Here is a 19,386-nt window from a genome sequence, read left to right on the forward strand (position 1 = left end):
TATTAATTCCGATTCCTAAGCTACCAAAAAATGATCCTTTGTCATAGACTTAAGCTAAATATTACTAATTACTATTATGTAATGTTGGTGGTTATTTGTTGTTGGTTGATTGTTGTTTGTTGTTTGTTGATTGTTGTTCGTTATTGGTTATTGGTTATTTGAACTGAATAACCACCAACCACCAACCAACAACAAATAACCACCAACAAACAACAACAAATAACCACCAACAAACAACAACAAATAACCACTAACAAACAACAAACAACAAAATGGATATTATTTTGTGCCATATTACCGCTGATTTCGATACCGTGGGTGCTGCGGTGGGATTGACGCGACTGCAACCGGGTAGCCGAATTGTTTTGACCGGAGGCGCCCATCCTGCTGTGCGAGATTTTTTGGCGTTGCACCGGGATGAGTATCCTTTGCTGGAACGGCGATCGGTGAATCCCCAAAAGATTCGCTCGATCGCGGTGGTGGATGCCCAACGGCGCGATCGCTTGGGGAAAGCGGCAGAATGGCTGGATTTACCCGTGCCGATCCAGGTTTGGGATCATCATTTAAATATAGAGTCGGATATTCCAGCTATGGAGCGACATATTGCCGCAGTGGGGGCAACGACTACCTTAATTGTGGAAAAGCTGCGGCAGTTGGATGGGGAAAAATTAGGCAAATTGCCTGCGGTGGAAACCACGGTGATGGCTTTGGGTATTCATGTGGATACGGGTTCGCTGACTTTTGACCATAGTACCCCCAGGGATGCTCAGGCTTTGGCTTGGTTGATGGAACAAGGGGCTAGTTTAGCGGCGATCGCGGAATATGTGGAACAAAGCTTATCCCCTCGGTTGCAAGAATTATTGATTGTGGCTTTGAGGGAATTAGCGACGGAAACGATTTATGGCTATACCGTCTCTTGGGTCTTGTTGGAAACCGAGGGATATATTCCCGGTTTGTCCGGTCTGGCATCCCGACTATTGGATATGACGGAAAGTGATGCCTTGATTTTGGGCAGTCGTTATCCCCTGAAACAATCTGGGGATGAACGCTTGACGATTATTGGGCGATCGCGCATTAGTGGCACGGATCTGAATCAGTTATTTCAAGGCTTTGGTGGAGGGGGTCACACTCGCGCAGCCTCAGCGATTTTACATGAAGGGGATTTAAGCCAAACTTTTGGCGAATTGATTTCTAAGCTGAAAATGCAGATCCCTCGTCCTCCCGTGGCAAGAGATTTGATGTCTTCTCCAGTGCGAACCATTCGACCAGAGACGACCATTCACGAAGCCCAACGGATTTTATTACGCTATGGTCATGCGGGCTTATCCGTGGTCGATAGTGCCGATAAGCTGGTGGGAGTGATTGCCCGTCGAGATATTGAGATTGCGCTGCATCACGGCTTTTCTCATGCTCCCGTGAAGGGATATATGACCACTAATTTGAAAACTATTACCCCAGAAACGTTGCTGCCAGAGATTGAATCCCTGATGGTGACTTATGATATTGGGCGGTTGCCCGTATTGTCCGGCGATCGCCTAGTGGGAATTGTCACCCGCACCGATGTTTTGCGCCAACTGCACCAAGATAAGGCGATCGGGGATCATGGCGTTCCCATTGGGCCAAAACGTCCTTATTGTCCATTGCCGGAATCCATTGAAAAAATGTTGTCCCATAGCCTAGTCCCGGAACAACGGCAACTGCTGAATCATGCGGCACAACTGGCAGAACAACGGGGCTGGCATCTATATTTAGTCGGCGGGGCGGTGCGAGATTTGTTTCTCCAAAGTGCTTGGACTGAGGCAGAAAGCGATATCTCTGCAAAATCCCCAAAATCCCCGGTTTTTTCAAAAAACCGGGGATTTGACCCTGGCTCCCCAAGATCCCCGGTTTTTTCAAAAAACCGGGGATCTAGCCAAAAATCTAGCCAACAGGCGACTATTTTACTCAGCGATATTGACTTAGTAGTGGATGGATTTCACGAAGCCGCAGATGCGGGGGCTGGAGTAGAATTAGCCAAAGAATTGCAAAAACTCTATCCCGGTGCTCGTTTGGACATTCACGGTCAATTTCAAACCGCTGCCTTGTTGTGGCACAAAGACCCGGTACTAGATTCTTTATGGATTGATATTGCCACAGCGCGGACTGAATTTTATCCCTATCCCGCAGCCAACCCAGAAGTAGAAGCGTCATCGATTCGCCAAGACCTTTATCGCCGGGATTTTACCATTAATGCCTTGGCATTGCGGCTTACCGGCAATGGTCGGGGAGGCGATATGGCAGCCGCAACACGATCGGACCGCCCTGGGATAATTTTGGACTTTTTCGGGGGATTTTTAGACCTGCAAGACCGCCGAATTCGGGTATTGCATTCTAATAGTTTTATTGAAGACCCCACGAGAATTTATCGCGCTGTTCGGTTTGCGGTGCGCTTAGGGTTTCACATTGATTCAGAAACGGAAAATTATATCAGAAATGCCTTAGAATGTGGGATTTATCATCACGTTCAAGATAGCAATAGTCGCGCCCCGGCTTTGGAAACTCGGTTAAAAAGTGAGTTAAAATATATCCTAGAAGCCCCCTATTGGCAACCGGCATTAAAATTACTCGGTGACTTAGGTGCGCTGAAATGTATTCATCCTCAGTTGCAGTTAAGTCGAGAATTGTGGCGGCGGATTCGGCTATGCGATCGGGCTTTAAAATGGTTTGACCCGGAGAAAAATTTTCCCCATTGGCAACTGCGATTAGAAGTCTTAATCGCCGACTTAGCGCCAGAATATCGGGTTAAAGTTGCCACCAATTTACAACTAACCCACGAGAGTATTCAACGGCTGACTAACTTGCATCAAATCAGCCAAGCCGTGCAAAAATTACCGGATTTAAACCGTCCCAGTGAAATAGTTTTGCTATTACGTTCTTATGATATTTGCACCTTAATTTTAATCGCGGTGAAATTTCAAAACGTGCGCCGTCATATTTGGCGATATTTAAGCCGTTACGGTCAGATAAAACCCATTTTAGACGGCAATGATTTAAAAGCCTTGGGCTATAAACCGGGACGACAATTTAAAGTTATGTTAGACCGTTTATTGGCGGCAACTATAGACGGGGAAATATGCGATCGCAATTCTGCCGAAGCATTTCTCCGGCAACATTTCCCCAAATAAACAGGTAGGGGCAAAGCATTCCGGCAAATCCGCAAATCCGCAAATCCGCCAGGGAATTAATTCCCTGGCTAATAGCTAAAGTCGGTTAAAACCGACTGAAATTCATCGTCAAAATTCGTAGTCAAAATTGGGAGTTTGGGTTGATCAACCAAACCCAACACCCAACCCCAACCCAACCAAAAAATAAACACATTTCTTAGGGGCAAAGCATTCCGGCGGATAACTTATAAATAAAAACCAGAAATATATTACCGGAATGCTTCGCCCAGAAATATTTATTAACCCAACCACCAAAAAATAAACACATTTCTTAGGGGCAAAGCATTCCGGCGGATAACTTATAAATAAAAACCAGAAATATATTACCGGAATGCTTCGCCCAGCAATATTTTGTATCCCAACACCCAACACCCAACCCCAAACCAAAAAAACAGAAAATCGCCCCTGCTTAATTTTCCCCTATATTTGATGAATTAGCCTGTGCTTCACGCTGACTTCTAGCCTTGTCTAACTTACTTCTAATTGCCCCTTGAACCTTTTGGTCAAAATCAGGATCGTCAGGACTGGCAATAACTTTTAGCGGACGTTGATTAATTCTATCCAAATACGCTTGAAAAGCCGCTTCATCACCACGATGTTTGAGAAAATACTGTTTTAATTCAGCCGTAGACATAGCAGCATAATTAATCTGACTCATCAGCAAATTCTCCGTGTTCTCTGTGTCTCTGTGGTAAAATTATATCCTCAAGAACCCGACTGACCAATCAAAATAAACGGCGACCAAAAAAACGGATGCAAATTTCGCCCCACCATCTTAAGTTTCGCCTGCCGTAACGCCGCAGCCTGGGAATCACCAGCCCCTAAATTTTGATAAAAATCAGCCATCAAATTCGCAGTTTTTGCATCAGCCGCATTCCACAAAGTCGCCATCACTGCCCGTGCTCCTGCCCGTTCCAAAACATAAGCCATGCCCGAAATTTCCTGCCCTTCCAGATAACTATTCATCGCCGTTTGGCAAGCACTCAGAGTAATTAACTGAGTATCTTTTAAGCCCAACAAAGCCGCATCAGCAATATTATAAAATTCTTTATTAGCAAATAGCAGAGTATTCGCCGACATATCTGGGTCATAATCTTTACAGTCATCACTCAAACAACAGCCCAAAGGTTGAAAACAACCGTGAGTCGCTAAGTGCAAAATGGGAAATTTGGGGGATTCATTTTTAAACCGTTCTAATGTTGCCGCTTCTCGGACATAAATTTGACTATCTTTAAGTAATTCGCCCAAATTTTTCACTTCGGTTTCCGCACCATCGAGGTTAAAAGGTTTTTCGGGAACCGGATTTCCTAGAGCTAGAATGGATATACTGCTGATGGGATTTTTCACCGAATTTTCTATCGGAGATTGGCTGGAAATACGAGTCAGGTAATGGATGGGATATTTAGAAATCAAATATTGTTCCCCGTCGTGGAGGGTTTCAAAAGGAATATAGCGCAGTTTATTCGGGGCAATAATTGCCAAAGTTTCGGGAGATTGGGCGGCGATTTTATCTTCTACCGGACGAATTAGCAGGTCGTAAAGCTGTTGGCTGGTAGTGAGATAGTCGGGGTTGAAAAAATTTTTCAGTTGTTCGTCGTAGTCGTCGATTAGCTTATCCAAATTTTTGCCATCAACGGGATGTTTAATCACCTGAAAACTATCTTGAGTCAGGAGAAACAGGGCAACGGTATCAGGCACATTTGGGATATTAGTCAGCAAGACGGGATGCAGCACTAAAGTGCCTTGGGGAATATTGCGACGTAATTGGGCGATATCCGTGGGGGTAGTTTCAAACAGTTCGGCAATAATGGGATATTTTTTCCCCAAGGTTTCCGCTTCGCTATAAACTTCTGTTTCCAGTTGGCGAATTTGGCTACTAAATTCCTCGGAAAAGTTTTCTTGGAGTTGTTGGCGCTGAAATTCCAGTTGTTGGTTTTTCTGTTTCCAAGCATCCAGGGCTGCTTGCACTTCCGGGTCATTGACTTGGGCATTGATTAAGCGGTTATAGTTGGCTAATTCCGCAGTGGTGACAAGTTCGATCCATTCATAGGCTTTTTCCGGCTGTTTTTGGTCGATTAAAATATCTGCGAGGGCTACGGCTGGGCCTCGGTTTTGTTCGATAAAGCTTTTGCGTAAGTCTCGTTGTAATCCTTTGCGGATATCTAAGACAATCTTGAGGGATTTTTCCCAGTGGTCTATGGCTTCTGTGGGTTTGTTGGTGTCTCGGTATGCTGCTGCAAGATTACTCAGAGTGGCGGCTTCTTGGCTTCGGGCTTGTACTTCTTGGGATATAGGCAAGGCTTGCTGGTAATATTTCAAAGCTTCCATTGGTTGACCGATCGCATAGTGAATCACACCGATATTATTCAGAGTGCGAGCTTCTCCCTGACGGTCTTTCACTTCTCGCAAAATAGGCAACGCTTGTTCGTAATATTTCAAGGCTTTTTGAGATTGACCGATGTCATGGTAAACTCCACCGATATTATTCAGAGTGGTGGCTTCTCCCTGGCGGTCTTGCACTTCTTGGAAAATGGGCAAAGCTTGGTTATAATCACTCAAAGCTTCAATCAGTTGACCGATCGCATGGTGAACCGCACCGATATTATTCAGAGTTGCGGCTTCTCCCCTTCGATCTTGCACTTCTCGGCGAATGAGCAAAGCTTGCTGATAATATTTTAAAGCTTCACTCGGTTGACCGATCGCATCGTAAATCGCACCGATATTATGCAGAGTCGTGGCTTCTCCCTGGCGGTCTTGCACTTCTTGGAAAATGGGCAAAGCTTGTTCAAAATATTTCAAGGCTTCACTCGGTTGACCGATCGCATGGTAAACCCCACCAATATTATTCAGAGTGATGGCTTCTTGGCTTCGGTCTTGCACTTCTCGATCTATAGGCAAGGCTTGCTGATAGTATTTCAACGCTTCCATTGGTTGACCGATCGCATTGTAAACCAGACCGATATTATTCAGAGTCGTGGCTTCTGCCTTTCGGTCTTGCACTTCTCTGTATATCGGCAAGGCTTGCCGGAGAACGGTCAACGCTTCCATTGGTTGACCGATCGCATTGTAAATCAGACCAATATTATTCAGAGTCGTGGCTTCTGCCTTTCGGTCTTGCACTTCTCGGCTGATAGGCAAAGCTTGCTCATAATATTTCAAAGCTTCACTTGGTTGATCGATCTGATCGTAAACCCCACCGATATTATTCAGAATCGTGGCTTCTCCCCTACGGTCTTGCACTTCTCGGAATATAGGCAAAGCTTGCTGATAATATTTCAATGCTTCACTTGGTTGATCGATCTGATCGTAAACCGCACCGATATTATTCAGAATCTTGGCTTCTTGGCTTCGGTCTTGCACTTCTCGGCTGATAGGCAAAGCTTGCTGATAATATTTCAAAGCTTCACTTGGTTGATCGATCTGATCGTAAACCGCACCGATATTATTCAGAATCTTGGCTTCTTGGCTTCGGTCTTGCACTTCTCGGCTGATAGGCAAAGCTTGCTGATAATATTTCAAAGCTTCACTTGGTTGATCGATCTCATCGTAAACTCCACCGATATTATTCAGAGTTGCGGCTTCTCCGCTTCGGTCTTGCACGTCTTGAAATATACGCAAAGCTTGCTGATAGTATTTCCAGGCCTCCATTGGTTGACCGATCGCATGGTAAACTCCACCGATATTCGTCAGAGTGGTGGCTTCTCCGCTTCGGTCCTGCACTTCTCGGAGAATAGGCAAAGCTTGCTGATAATATTTCAAAGCTTCACTCAATTGACCGATCTCACGATAAACCAAACCGATATTATTCAGAATCTTGGCTTCTCCGTTTCGGTCCTGCACTTCTCGGAGAATAGGCAAAGCTTGTTGATAATATTTCAAGGCTTCTGTCGGTTGATCGATCACATGGTAAACCGCACCGATATTACTCAGAGTCGTGGCTTCTTCCTGAAGGTCTTGCACTTCTCGTAATATAGGCAAAGCTTGCTGATAATATTTCAATGCTTCACTCGTTTGACCGATCGCATTGTAAACCAGACCGATATTATTCAGAGTCGTGGCTTCTCCCCCTCGGTCTTGCACTTCTCTGTATATCGGCAAGGCTTGCCGGAGAACGGTCAACGCTTCCATTGGTTGACTGATCGCATGGTAAATCAGACCGATATTATTTAGAGTAAAGGCTTCCAAAGCTTTCAATTCAGGATCTTTAATTTCTCTAAAAATAATCAACGCTTGTGCATAAGCATCTAAAGCTGGCTGGCGTTGTCCAATAGCATTATAATTGAAACCAATTCCCAACAGGGCGATACCTTCTAATTCTTTGATTTGCAGTTGTCGCGCAATGGTTAAAGCTTGCTGAAAGCTTGTTATAGCTTCTTGGTGTTGACCTTGTTGGGTTTGTTGGGCTGCCTGCTGTATAAGTTGCAGGGCTTCTTGCGCTGAATTTTCACCTTGTGCATAAGCAGCCACACCCCCAAAGCCACCTTTACCAACCGGAGCCCATATCGCCGCGGGATTTAGGGGCATTGTCCCCACTCCCAGGGCGACCAGACTGGCGAAAATCCATTTGATTGGGCGGTGCCCTGAGCGTGCCGAAGGGTTGAAATGATGCCGTTGCATGGGTATTGCCTCCTGTGATTTGGGTGTGGGTGTTATTCGTTATTTGTCAGGAACGGGGTAATAGGTTATAGGGGCGATTCGCGAATCGCCCCTAGATTTATTTCAAAACGGGTCTAACGGTCAGAGTAACTTTCCCCTCTGGTTCAAACTGCATTTGTTCAACCACATAAGTTGCCGTAGTCGCTACCGATAAGATTCCTTGTTGCTTTGACGGCGGCAAAGAAGACAAAGTTAAATTCACCCTTGCTTGACCCGTAGCTGCCTCAACCACTTGAAAAGCACTCAGAGGAATTTGCGACCAAGTATCGGGTCTGCTGCTAATCTCTCCTTCACCGCGAATCACCAACTGACCGTTACTATAAAAACGGACATCGCCCTTAAACTCAACCTCAGTCACATCTTTAGTCGGAACCGAAATTTCTAGTCCTGCCAAAGTCAAGACTAACTGTTCGGCTGTCACCTGGGTTAACAGTCCTTCCTTAGCGTTTCCTTCTCTCAGAATCACTTCTGCCTTTTCCGGCAACACCACCGGCAATGCTGTGGCAGAAATCGGGGCGGTTTCTGCTGACAAAGGTTGTCCCGCAACTGTTCGGGGTTTTGTCCCGTATCCAGCTAACCAGGCAGCCGAAATCAGTAGCGCCACTGCCAGAATTTTATGCCAATGTTTCATAACCGTGACGGTTGTTATTTGTATTTTTCTTATTATAAGCTGTGGGTTGAGAAACCGGGTTTCTTTAGACCATCTTTGTCACCCCACCAAAATCATCATAGAAACCCGGTTTCTGGGTCGGGGTTGAGAAACCGGGTTTCTTTAGACCATCTTTGTCACCCCACCAAAATCATCATAGAAACCCGGTTTCTGGTCGGTGTTGAGAAACCGGGTTTCTTTAGACCATCTCTGCCACCCCACGAAAATCATCATAGAAACCCGGTTTCTGGGTTGTTTATTAATTTAATGGTGCGTCTAGGCGCTGAAAAAAAATTCTCGGTTAGGTTGCCAAAAAATAGCAGCGCCTAACACACCCTACCTCTATGCTAATCTAGAGATATAGGATTGCTGTATCCTTCTTTTGTACTTGTTTTATTGATTACAATCTTATGAATACTTTGCCAGAAATTGAACAAGCCGTTCGCCAACTTTCATCAGAGGATCTTGCTGCTTTTAGAGTTTGGTTTGCCGAGTTTGATGCCCAAAATTGGGATCGCCAATTTGAAGCAGACGTGGCAGCAGGTCGTCTTGATGCTTTGGCAGAAAAAGCATTAAAAGTTCAGAAACCGGGTTTCTTTAGACCATCTCTGTAACCCCACCAAAATCATCATAGAAACCCGGTTTCTTAGTTATTTACAAATTAATTTAATGGTGCGTTACGGCGCTGAAAAAAAATCTCGGTTAGGTTGCCAAAATAATAGCAGCGCCTAACACACCCTACCCAGGCTAGAAAAATCCGGTTTATTAATCAGTTATTAATCCCTTATACTTATATCATAATTATGTCTGCCACTAACCCGAACAACTTCAACTTCTTAAGTAGAATCGCCGCATTAGTCGGCCTAATCAGTGCTTCCCTGTATTTCACCGGGTGGATTTATCGCTGGTCGTATTTTGGCTTTTTCCACCTAGAAGTCACTACCCTCGATTTAGCCTTTGAATCTTTCTTAATTGTACCACTTCAAGTGTTTTTTGTCAATAACCAGCCCCGCCTTCCAGCGGTTTTATTATTCCTCTTATTTCCCCTAGCTGCTTGGCTGATTATCGTTATATTTCAGGGTCTAGATTTATGGTTGGTGCAATGGCAAAACCGCTGGCGAATTCGCTTAATTCGTTACTGCCAAAAAGCGGAAAATTACCGGCTGCGTTGGCTGCAACCTTGGGCAAAATTATGGGGATTAAACCTGCGGCAATGGTCGCCCCAACCTGTAGACCTTTCGCAGACTTTAGTAGATGAAGCGATTAAAGTGGCTTTAGCTTTAGTCGCCTTATTTTGGTTAGCCAGTAACCAAGGTTTAGCGGATGCTCAACGAGATGCTTTTAATCAAACTTCCACTTTACCCGTGGTGACTTTAATTGTTCCAGAAAATATGCTGAGTTTTGGCCGCCAATTCGATCCCCCAGAGGCATTAGCGGACAAACAAGCGGCAAATCAGTTTAGAATGATCGGCGATCGCGGATTAATTGAAGCGGTGCGCGGCGCGTCAGAATTAAACGATCTAAAAAATCAAAAAGTGTGGCGGTTGCTGATCGAACGAGATGGCTGGATTTATCTGTTTAGAACCCTGAAACCTTGCTCGGATAGCCAGTTAATTTGTGCCGCCAATAAAAATGAACGCCCATTAGTTTTAATGGTCAGAGAAAGTCAGTTAGGCAATCAATTGTTAATTTTAAGTCCGAGTCCCTCTAAGGAATAGATATGCGTTTTTGAGCGATCGAGTAAAATTTATTTATTAAAATTTTAGTTTGTGCTCTTTAAATCTCAATATTAGAGACGATTAGGGGCGCCAGCATTGCGCCCCTAGCCTTTAAATTTACTGAAATAATTACTATCCAACACTAGCCAAACAAAACTAGCCAAACAAAGGCAATTCTTCGGCGATCGCCGCTTGACCGGGATAAATTTGGCGACTACCTTTAGGCACATAAATCCAGCCTAAATCTTGCAGACGATTCACTAAATTTGAGATACTCACCCCCAACTCATCTTTTAATTGATATAAATGCTGCCAACGAGTTAAATCTCTTTGATGGGCTTTTTCCATTAAAATATGTCTGGGCATGAGCAAACAACCGGCAAAATATTGGGCTTGCCATTCAATAGAGTCTAGTTCCCGAGAACTGCCTTTGCCCCGGCAAAAAAACGGATCGTTACTATTAAGATTGTCCGGTTCGGGCTTCTCCGTGGGGAAAGTCACCCCATCCGCCACTTCTTGATTAATATGTAAAACCCAATGGCCAATTTCATGGGCTAAGGTTGACTCTTGAAACCCTTGGGGCAGATCCAAGATATCCTCGTTAATTTCAATCAGCCGTTGCTGGGGCAAAATTCGGGCAGCGATCGCGCCTAACTCGTCGGGGGAGATGGGTTCCCACACCACCCCCAAATCCAAAAAATCCGCCACCAGAGTGGCATCAAACGGCCAACTAGGGGCAAATTGGCAGCCGCGTCCCTGCATCCGTCTCAGCAAATGGCTGGCTTGATACTCAATTGCTGATTTGGAATAAAAGCGATACGGCTTAAAAATGCTCATAGCTTATTCCCCCTCGTTCACGGTTTGAAACACTTTCTGGGCAAATTCGGGATTTTCCTGCATTCGGCGCAACAAAGCAGGCATCGCCTTATAGTTTTGCTTGAGAAATTCCTCGTACTCTTGCGGCAGTCGTCCGGCTAACACGATCAACTCTTCCGGGTCTAAATGCAGGTGCTTGGCCAAACCCCGAATCACATCTTCCTTGGGGGCATAGTCGGCGCGATCGTTTTCCAGCTTAGACAAATAGCTGAAGTTGACCCCCAGCAGCTTGGCCAAGTCTCTTTGGCTATATCCATTGTCCTTCCGGGCTTGCAAAATGAGCTTTCCAAAGGTCTGTTCCACGGCTGTATCTCCTACTCTGTCTAGATTTTAGGCCATTTGACAAAAAAATCAATTTTTTAGTTGACGTTTTATTCAACAAGTGTTAGACTGAATTTAGTTGATTAAAAAATCAACTCAGCCGCCCCGCTAAGTTGAATATTAAGTCAACTTAAGTATAACACCAGCCATGTCTGACTGGATTGGTAACGGAACGGGAAGGGGCGATCGTTGCGTCGGCGTTGCCACAGGTGTACAGATTGGGAGGAACCATGCTCAAGACTTGGAGAGATACTCATTACCAACTGGATAGCGAAGATTGGCTTTACATTGCCAAACATGAGGATCAAGGTGCCGCTTCCCTAGTTTGCCCCGGCTATGCTCGCGATGGCTGCGGGTTTAGCATTCATTTTACTCCGGATCATATTGAGTTATTAAAAAATCTGATTGCGGTGCTGCAAAGCTGTGCTAGTCCACCCATGAATCAGCCCATCAATCCGTTAGCAAATCAGCCCACAGGAGGCGATCGCGAAACTATTCTCAATCAAAAATATCGAGGAAATAGTTACAAATATCCAGATCCAGAAATTCAGCGACATTTAATTCAATAGTCAGCCGCAAAGTAGCAACGTAGGGTGTGTTAGGCGGTCAGAATTACCAATCAATTACAATCACCCAGATTTTACCGCCGTAACGCACCAGCTTGAATAATTTTTCAACAGCAAAAAATCAGCATTCAGGGTCGAGTCAGTGACGGTTTTAAGAAAGCATCCCCATTGTTTATACCGTCCGGGGGGAAGCATTCGCGGATCTATCTCCCGGAAAAACCAAAAAGTTATTGCTGCGGTAAGCTTTCGCCATGCCGTAGGCTATATGCTTCGTCCCTACAAATAAACAATATGGGATTATGCCCATTTTTACAACTATCAAATTATCACTCATAGGAGTTTTTTATCATGGCTAAGAAAGCAACAATTTCCGTTTTTGGCGTCAAACCGGATAATGCTATTATTGTTCCCGAATTACCTCTAGCGGTTCGCAATAACTGCCAAAGCGGTAAATGGACGATTGGCGATAATGAATATGGCTCCAAACTCGGTATGACCATCTTAAAATTTAGTAAATTTTTCGGCAGCTTAGGTCAAACCCAAAATACCATCTGGGGTCAGTTGTGGTTTGTCGCCGAATCTGGAGAATTACCCCAAAATGTGGTGATGGTGACTTATATAAAAGGTCGCAGTTTGCGGGATTTTAATCGCTTAGTCGCCTCAGTGCAAAGCCGGGGAATTGAGCCGGCAGAGGGCATTTTTGTGCCGGATTTTATGAAACATTCCGGGCAAAAACCCGATGAAGCAGGAGTGATTAAACCCATTAACTATTATAGTCTAAAATGGAATTGGGTTGAACGTTCTGATTGGTCGATGTTGGAAAAAGCTGCCGCTGTTTTAGCCGAACCGAGCAATCACAGCCGGATGATTGATTTAGACAGTACGGCAAATATGATTTGTTTGGACAATTTGCCCCCCCATGAAATCGCCAGTTTAATGATGGCTTATACTAATGGTCACGAGTCTAATGGGGAGTTAAGTTTAGTGGGGGCTAATGAGGGTTTGCCCCGCTTACCAGAAATGGCTGATGCGGTGTAATGGTTAATGGTTAATGGTTAATGGTTAATGGTTATTTGTTATTTGTTATTGGTTGGTGGCTATTTGTGGTTTGGCTAACTAATAACGAATAATCATTAACCATTAACCAGCCTCGTTTTTATGCTTTAATTAAGGAAAAATCAGCCATGAAAAAAGTTGCAGTTTCCCTGAATGAAGCTTTGTGGGAAAAGCGGTTAAGAAGCAATTTATCGACGATAGAAGATATTCGCATTGATGGATTGAATGATTTAAGGGCGATGCAAGATGATTTCCACCATTGGCAAACGGTGTTAATTTCTTTGCAAGAGAATTATCAGGCACTTTTGGCACAAAATCAACGCCTAAAATCCATGTTGCTAGGTAGTATTGATGAGTGTTATTGCTGGCCTGGAAATAGATGCGATCGCTGTACTAAAATAATTGAATTGCTCGGTGATTTTGTTCGATAGGATGTAGGATGTAGGGTGTGGGGGCTGGGGTGCGGGGCGACCGCCAATCGTGCGGAGGGGGCTGGATCGGGCGACATTCAACGGTCAACGAATAATGAATAACGAATCACGAATAACAATAATGGGAGTACAACTATGGCGATAATTTCACAACCAGAAACCAAAGAACAGATTTTGTCAGCGTTTCAAAAGCTGTTAGCGGAAAAGAAAAAGAATGAGTCTAAGGTTTACACCAAAGAAGAGGCAGCGAAGAAAGAAAAGAATCAAGAATTAATTGAAGTTGCCGCTACTTATACGGTTGATAGTATTGTCAATGGGATGGCTTCCCTACAATTAAATTTTGGCAGTATTATCCATGATTTATCCGCACGGTTGAGTACCGAATTTTCTAAGCTGGATGAACTGAAGCAGGCGATCGCGATCGAAAAACAGCACCTAGAAAACTTGCAGCAAATTCGCTTGGTGGCAGATGCCCTCCATATTTTAAACCAAGAACACCAAGAGAAGTTGCAAACTCTGGAAAATCAAGCCGCCCTGCAAAAAGAAGTTATTGAAAAAGAAAAAAATCAACTGCGAAAAGCCTGGGAAAAAGAAGAAGCTGAATTTGAGTTGTCTGTGGCGGAAGAAAATGAGTTATTACTCAAACAACGCGCCCAAGAAAAAGCGGACTATGATTATGAAATGGAACGCTTACGCAAGGTGGAAATGGATCGCTATGAAGAAACAAAACGACAACAACAACGCTCCTTAAAAGAACAAAACGAGGAAAAAGAAAAGGATTGGCAAGTGCGCGAAAAATACCTAGAAGACAATCAAGCGGAATTTGCCGAAAATGAAAATAAAATTGCTGGCTTTGAGGAAGAACTGAAGAAGGCTTATATTAAGGCGAAAGAAGAAGCAATTAAAGAAGCTGAACGAGAAGCGAAGGTCAAGACCGATTTGTTTGAGAAAGAGTGGGAATCCACCCAACAAGGGTATGATTTGAAAGTCACGTCATTAGAAGCGACGATTCAACGCCAAAATGAACAAATTAATAATTTAATTGCTCAACTGCAAGAAGCGACCAAGCAAGCACAAGAGTTAGCGATGAAGGCTTTTCAAACTTCTGGGAATAACGGTTAATTGGTAATATTATTTTGTCGGTTGGGTTGAGAAACGAAACCCAACCTAGCTTAAAGCGAATTAATTGCTCTGATAAAAATGGATCGATTAGGAGAATTCACGATGACTAAAAAACTTAATGCAAAAAGTACCAAGGCGGAAATTTTAGAAGTTTTGACAGAAGTTACTCAGGAAAAGTCAAACCTAGAGGCGGAAATTAAAAAGCTGCATAAAGAATTGCAGTCTGCTGCCAAATCTCCCGCATCTATGCCCGCTACCAAAGTAACAGAAACTATTAAAGGAAAAGAACCTATGAAAGCAACGGTTAATGCTCAAGATAATGCTCAAGATAATGCTCAAGATAATGCTCAAGATAAAATGAATCAGATTATTGAAAGTTTGACGCAATTGCAATTGGGTTTTGGGGGGGCAGTTAGTGATTTATCAGAAAAGCTGACGACGGAAGCTTCTGCCCTGGATGATGTGCAAACTTTGGTGACGGAAGAGTTAGAAATTTTAAAAGAGTTACATGGTTTAGAAGATGTTGCGGAAACGACTCTGGATGAGTTGATTGGGTCTTATGAGGAAAATTCTAAGACTTTTGAACAGGAGGAAAGTGAGCAACGCGAAACTTTAGACCAAGAGATGCAGGATTTACGCAAGGGTTGGCGGAAAGAACAAGAAACCCATCAAAGTCAGGTTAAAGAACGGAATGAAATTCATCATAAAAATCGCCATCGTGATGTGCAAGAATATCGCTATAATTTAGAGTTAGAGCGGCAGTTAGATAGTGAAGCTTATGAGGAGAATAAGAAATCTATTTATAAAGAACTGAGTGAGATTAAAGCAGCCCAAGAAAAAGCCTGGGCTGAACGGGAAAAAACGATTAGCGATCGCGAAAAAGCCTATAGTGAAGCTAAAGCAAAAGTCGAGGCTTTCCCAGAGGAACTGGAGAAGAATATTAAGAATGGGAAAGAAAATGGCCGGAATATTGGCACCTATCAAGCGAAGGTGAAAGCGGATTTACGGGAAAAAGAAATTGAAGGCCAAAAACGAAATTATCAGTTGCGTATTGAGTCTCTGGAAGAAACGATTAAAGACCAAAATGCCCGAATTCAAAGTTTGTCTAAACAACTTGATGCGGCGTTGAAACAGGTACAAGATTTGGCGGTGAAAGCGATCGAAGGGGCGTCTAATGTCAGTTCGTTCCAAGCGGTGAAAGAAATTTTGTTAGAACAACAAAATAAAAATCAACAGAAGACTAAGTAGTTAAAATTAGCTAATTTTAGCTAAAATTTAGCCTCGCAATTTATCCGCAAAATTTACCACAATTGTCTCAGCTATCACATCACAGGGGTTTACATCAGGACAACCAGGGATGGAAACAGCCCTGGTTGTCCTGATGTTGGTTGTTGGTTGGTGGTTGTTGGTTGTTGGTTGGTGGTTGTTTGAATAACCAACAACTAATAACTAATAACCAAAGAATCCCTACCCAACAACAAATAACAAATAACAAATAACAATATTATTTAGGTAGGATTGGGGGAGGTAATCTAAAATACCGGCATAAACCCATGCGTGTTTTCGGGACTTATGGAAGTAATTAGAGGAAATTGGTTAAAAATTGCGGAATATATCTCCTTGCTTGGGGCGGCGATCGGCGCGATCGCGGCGATATTTTTTGCAGCGGTGGTTTATGCAGGGGTATTGCTGTTTCTTTCTCTCTGGCTGAATTTGATGATTAGATATCGTTGGCATCAGATCAACCAAGAAGAGATGATTCATGCCACGATGACCTTGGAAAATTTGCTGCTGGATATTCGGGGGGCGATCGCCGAACGGGTGGAACAGATGAAAACCGAAATCGCCCAAGTACACAAAGCAGCCAAAAATCATGCCTCCCATGAGGATATCGATAATTTAATTATGGCGATCTCCCAGGTGCAAGGGGAACTGAGTATCCTGGATGACTCCGTAATTCCCGTCAAAGAACAACTAGACACTTTAATTACCACGGTAAAACATTATTCAGTTTCCCCACAACGGTTAGAAGATTGGCAAGTACAACTGACGGAAATCCTAACTCGCTTAGAAGCGCGATTCCGCGAAGCGGATCCTTTACAGGAATCGCTCTCCCAAGCAGCATTTGCAGAAATCCAGAGATGTTATCAAGAAATTGCCGATTCCATTAATGAATTAAAACAAATTCGAGCGACTAGCTTTAACACATTTCCCACCGCATCTGCCACCGACTTATTAGAATCAGAATCCTTAGAATCCGCAGAATTCTCAGAATCCGCAGAACCCGCAGAAACCTTAGAATTCTCAACCCTGACCGCAGCAGTGACGGACGCGGATCAAGAAACCTGGGGAACTCCTGAACCATTTGAGGAACCAGTGACCTCCGTGACCTCCGTGACCTCATTGGTGGGGCAATTTCGCCACACCTCAGATCAAGCCTCAGATCAAGCCTCAGATCAAGCTTCAAATCAAGCCTTAGATCAAGTCCATAACCAAAATCCGATCCCAGCAACAGACCCAGACACGCCATATTTATCAGAATCGGATGTCCCAGAAGCAGGGGCATGGACTCCAGTAACTTGGTCACAGGAAAACTGGGTTTCCACCGCGATCGCTGCCCAAATCGTCCCCCAAACCGAAACCCCTGAAGACAATTTGCCAGAAAATTTAGCCATCACCCAAAGACAACCCACAGAACTCCAAATACCCCAGGCAATTCTCGCCAATGAAGCCTTAAACCTTTATCCGGTAAGTATCTGGCAAACCTACGCACCCCCAGACTCCGAATCACTGATGGCCAGCACTTTTAATGACCCATTAGCCTTAATGATGGCTGACACTTCGCCCCACCTGGATCTCAGCCACACCAACCTCAGTGGAGTCAGCCTAGCAGGTGCCAACCTAGCGGGGGCAACCCTCACCCAAGCAAACCTGAGTGGCACCGACCTCAGTGGGGCTGACTTACGGGGGGCTGACCTGCGGGGGGCCGATTTAAGTGGGGCAAATTTGGATCAAGCGGACTTAGAAGGAGCCAACTTAGCCTGGGCTAATCTCATCGCCGTGGATCTGAAAACCGCCAACCTCAGAGGGGCGAATCTCTGCGAAGCGAATTTAGTGAGTCAAAATCTTTGTGGATTAAACCTTTCTCACACTAACTTCAATGGTGCCAACTTAGAAGCCTCCCAGATGATCGCGGTGAACCTTTCTGGCAGCCAACTGATTGCCGCTAATCTCACCCACGTCAATTTAACGGCAGCGAACTTAGAATTTGCCAATCTCACTGCCGCGAACCTAACCGGGGCAACCATTGACCGAGCCAATTTTGGGGAAGGAGACACACAGACGATTCTGACAAAAACGATTATGCCTAATGGGACTGAACGGGATAAAGCAACATAATCCTCTGTAGGTTGCCGTTCCGTGCAGTAACGCACCAATACAATAGACAATTCTGGCTTTCATCCCTGTCTCGATCCCCCCAGCCCCCTTCCCAAAGGGGCTTTTTAGCTTGGGAAAGCCAGAATTGTCTATTGTAGGGGCGGGCGGTTCGCTTTCCCGCCCCTACAACGAACCGGGGAATAGTTTATAAAACCCCTTTAGAACTGGGAATTTCGCCAACGCGACGGGGGTCAATTTCTACCGCCATCCGCATTGCCCGCGCAAAAGCCTTAAAAGTTGCTTCAATAATATGGTGAGAATTAATCCCATCCAACTGCCGAATATGCAGAGTCATAAGACTATTATTCACCACCGCCACAAAAAATTCCCGTACCAATTGAGTATCATAAGTTCCCACCCGCTGCGTGGGAATATCTAAGCCATAACTCAAATGAGGTCTACCAGAAAAATCCAGAGAAACTTGCACCAATGCCTCATCTAGGGGGGCAACAAAATGGCCAAATCGGACAATTCCCTTGCGATCGCCGAGGGCTTGGGCTAGGGCTTTTCCCAGAGTAATCCCCACATCTTCATTAGTGTGGTGGTCATCAATTTCAACATCTCCCGTAGCTTGCACATTCAAATCAATTAAGCCATGAGCCGAAACTTGGTGAATCATGTGATCTAAAAAAGGAATTCCGGTTGCCGCAGTACATTTCCCGGTTCCATCCAAATTCAGGCTAACCTCTACATCAGTTTCCCCAGTGGTGCGTCTGAGTGAAGCGGTTCTGGATCGATAACCGTTAGTTAAAATTGGGGAACTATCCTGGACTGGAGCAACACCTTGATTAATTGGCATAATTGTCTTACCGATCGTAATCACTATCTTCATAGATTATCTTATAGACAGCCCAAGACAACCCAGAAACCCCAGAAACCGGGTTTCTTCTGTGGAAATCAAAGTTATCTTTAGCATCAAAAAAAGAAACCCGGTTTCTTAGTCCTCGCAGACCACCCAGAAACCGGGTTTCTTCTGTGGAAATCAAAGTTATCTTTGGCATCAAAAAAAGAAACCCGGTTTCTTAGTCCTCGCAGACCACCCACCAGACCACCCAAAAACCGGGTTTCTTCTAGTGAAGAGGATAGCGACCTGGAAGCCTGGAAAGTCTATCAGATTATTCCAGATACCAAAGCCGATGAAGTGGTTTGCAGGCGCGTGATTGATGAATCTGGGGAAGACTATTTATATCCTCAAAGTCACTTCGTTAGGGTTGAACTGCCTCCAGAAGCGCCAGCTAAACTGCTGGCTGCTAAGAAAAATTAGCTATTTTTTGATATAGCAATCCTACTATATCAATTGAGAAAATTTGCCCTCACCCCCAGCCGACGCCTGCCCCCGCCTTCGCGGGG

The 19,386-nt window shown here is 44.4% G+C and carries 18 protein-coding genes; 11 read left to right on the forward strand and 7 right to left on the reverse strand.

What is annotated here, in order from left to right; translation table 11 throughout:
- Positions 1–272 precede the first annotated feature (272 nt).
- Positions 273–3,164 carry a CBS domain-containing protein gene (locus tag ABWT76_RS07280; RefSeq protein ID WP_354635856.1) on the forward strand — a complete coding sequence of 964 codons (2,892 nt, stop codon included), beginning with the start codon at positions 273–275 and terminating at the stop codon, positions 3,162–3,164.
- A gap of 448 nt (positions 3,165–3,612) precedes the next feature.
- Here the strand turns inward: ABWT76_RS07280 and ABWT76_RS07285 are convergent, their stop codons facing one another.
- From ABWT76_RS07285 to ABWT76_RS07295, 3 genes are all read right to left on the reverse strand, one after another.
- Positions 3,613–3,861, reverse strand: a complete 249-nt coding sequence (locus ABWT76_RS07285) for a DUF6887 family protein (protein WP_354635857.1) — start codon at positions 3,859–3,861, stop codon at positions 3,613–3,615.
- Positions 3,862–3,908: 47 nt separating this feature from the next.
- Complete coding sequence (locus ABWT76_RS07290) at positions 3,909–7,727, reverse strand: tetratricopeptide repeat protein (protein WP_354635858.1); 3,819 nt, start codon at positions 7,725–7,727, stop codon at positions 3,909–3,911.
- A gap of 190 nt (positions 7,728–7,917) precedes the next feature.
- Positions 7,918–8,490 (reverse strand): hypothetical protein, encoded by a 573-nt coding sequence (locus ABWT76_RS07295; protein ID WP_354635859.1) that lies wholly within the window; start codon positions 8,488–8,490, stop codon positions 7,918–7,920.
- Here ABWT76_RS07295 and ABWT76_RS07300 point away from each other — a divergent pair.
- From ABWT76_RS07300 to ABWT76_RS07310, 3 genes are all read left to right on the forward strand, one after another.
- The gene (locus ABWT76_RS07300; RefSeq protein ID WP_354635860.1) at positions 8,482–8,838 is read left to right on the forward strand and encodes a hypothetical protein; all 357 of its coding nucleotides are present in this window, start codon (positions 8,482–8,484) and stop codon (positions 8,836–8,838) included. The two genes, ABWT76_RS07295 and ABWT76_RS07300, sit on opposite strands and share 9 nt — an antisense overlap.
- A gap of 80 nt (positions 8,839–8,918) precedes the next feature.
- Positions 8,919–9,122 (forward strand): hypothetical protein, encoded by a 204-nt coding sequence (locus ABWT76_RS07305; protein WP_354635861.1) that lies wholly within the window; start codon positions 8,919–8,921, stop codon positions 9,120–9,122.
- Positions 9,123–9,311: 189 nt separating this feature from the next.
- A complete protein-coding gene (locus tag ABWT76_RS07310) occupies positions 9,312–10,226 on the forward strand; it encodes a hypothetical protein (protein ID WP_354635862.1) in 915 nt (304 codons plus the stop codon).
- A 156-nt stretch (positions 10,227–10,382) separates the two neighbouring features.
- Here the strand turns inward: ABWT76_RS07310 and ABWT76_RS07315 are convergent, their stop codons facing one another.
- Together ABWT76_RS07315 and ABWT76_RS07320 are read right to left on the reverse strand one after the other, a co-directional pair.
- Entirely contained in the window at positions 10,383–11,063 is a 681-nt protein-coding gene (locus tag ABWT76_RS07315; RefSeq protein ID WP_054469860.1) for an ImmA/IrrE family metallo-endopeptidase, read from the reverse strand.
- Positions 11,064–11,066: 3 nt separating this feature from the next.
- The gene (locus ABWT76_RS07320) at positions 11,067–11,405 is read right to left on the reverse strand and encodes a helix-turn-helix domain-containing protein (RefSeq protein WP_054469859.1); all 339 of its coding nucleotides are present in this window, start codon (positions 11,403–11,405) and stop codon (positions 11,067–11,069) included.
- Positions 11,406–11,653: 248 nt separating this feature from the next.
- On the opposite strand from ABWT76_RS07320, the gene ABWT76_RS07325 reads away from it, so the two are divergent.
- From ABWT76_RS07325 to ABWT76_RS07350, 6 genes are all read left to right on the forward strand, one after another.
- On the forward strand, positions 11,654–11,992 hold the full coding sequence (locus ABWT76_RS07325) for a hypothetical protein (RefSeq protein ID WP_354635863.1): 339 nt from the start codon (positions 11,654–11,656) through the stop codon (positions 11,990–11,992).
- Positions 11,993–12,337: 345 nt separating this feature from the next.
- Positions 12,338–13,027, forward strand: a complete 690-nt coding sequence (locus tag ABWT76_RS07330; protein WP_054469858.1) for a hypothetical protein — start codon at positions 12,338–12,340, stop codon at positions 13,025–13,027.
- A 146-nt stretch (positions 13,028–13,173) separates the two neighbouring features.
- Complete coding sequence (locus ABWT76_RS07335) at positions 13,174–13,476, forward strand: hypothetical protein (RefSeq protein WP_190880573.1); 303 nt, start codon at positions 13,174–13,176, stop codon at positions 13,474–13,476.
- 135 nt (positions 13,477–13,611) lie between these two features.
- Positions 13,612–14,598, forward strand: a complete 987-nt coding sequence (locus ABWT76_RS07340; protein WP_354635864.1) for a hypothetical protein — start codon at positions 13,612–13,614, stop codon at positions 14,596–14,598.
- A gap of 102 nt (positions 14,599–14,700) precedes the next feature.
- Positions 14,701–15,846: a hypothetical protein gene (locus tag ABWT76_RS07345; RefSeq protein ID WP_054469869.1), complete on the forward strand. Its 1,146-nt coding sequence runs from the start codon at positions 14,701–14,703 to the stop codon at positions 15,844–15,846.
- Between the two features lie 324 nt (positions 15,847–16,170).
- Positions 16,171–17,997, forward strand: a complete 1,827-nt coding sequence (locus tag ABWT76_RS07350; RefSeq protein ID WP_054469855.1) for a pentapeptide repeat-containing protein — start codon at positions 16,171–16,173, stop codon at positions 17,995–17,997.
- Positions 17,998–18,181: 184 nt separating this feature from the next.
- Here the strand turns inward: ABWT76_RS07350 and hisB are convergent, their stop codons facing one another.
- Entirely contained in the window at positions 18,182–18,835 is a 654-nt protein-coding gene (gene hisB, locus ABWT76_RS07355; protein WP_054469854.1) for an imidazoleglycerol-phosphate dehydratase HisB, read from the reverse strand.
- 7 nt (positions 18,836–18,842) lie between these two features.
- The gene (locus ABWT76_RS07360; RefSeq protein ID WP_156332071.1) at positions 18,843–19,037 is read right to left on the reverse strand and encodes a hypothetical protein; all 195 of its coding nucleotides are present in this window, start codon (positions 19,035–19,037) and stop codon (positions 18,843–18,845) included.
- Here ABWT76_RS07360 and ABWT76_RS07365 point away from each other — a divergent pair.
- A complete protein-coding gene (locus ABWT76_RS07365) occupies positions 19,031–19,300 on the forward strand; it encodes a hypothetical protein (RefSeq protein ID WP_054469853.1) in 270 nt (89 codons plus the stop codon). The two genes, ABWT76_RS07360 and ABWT76_RS07365, sit on opposite strands and share 7 nt — an antisense overlap.
- Positions 19,301–19,386 lie beyond the last annotated feature (86 nt).

The sequence above is a fragment of the Planktothricoides raciborskii GIHE-MW2 genome, assembly GCF_040564635.1.
GTDB classification, from domain to species: Bacteria; Cyanobacteriota; Cyanobacteriia; order Cyanobacteriales; family Laspinemataceae; genus Planktothricoides; species Planktothricoides raciborskii.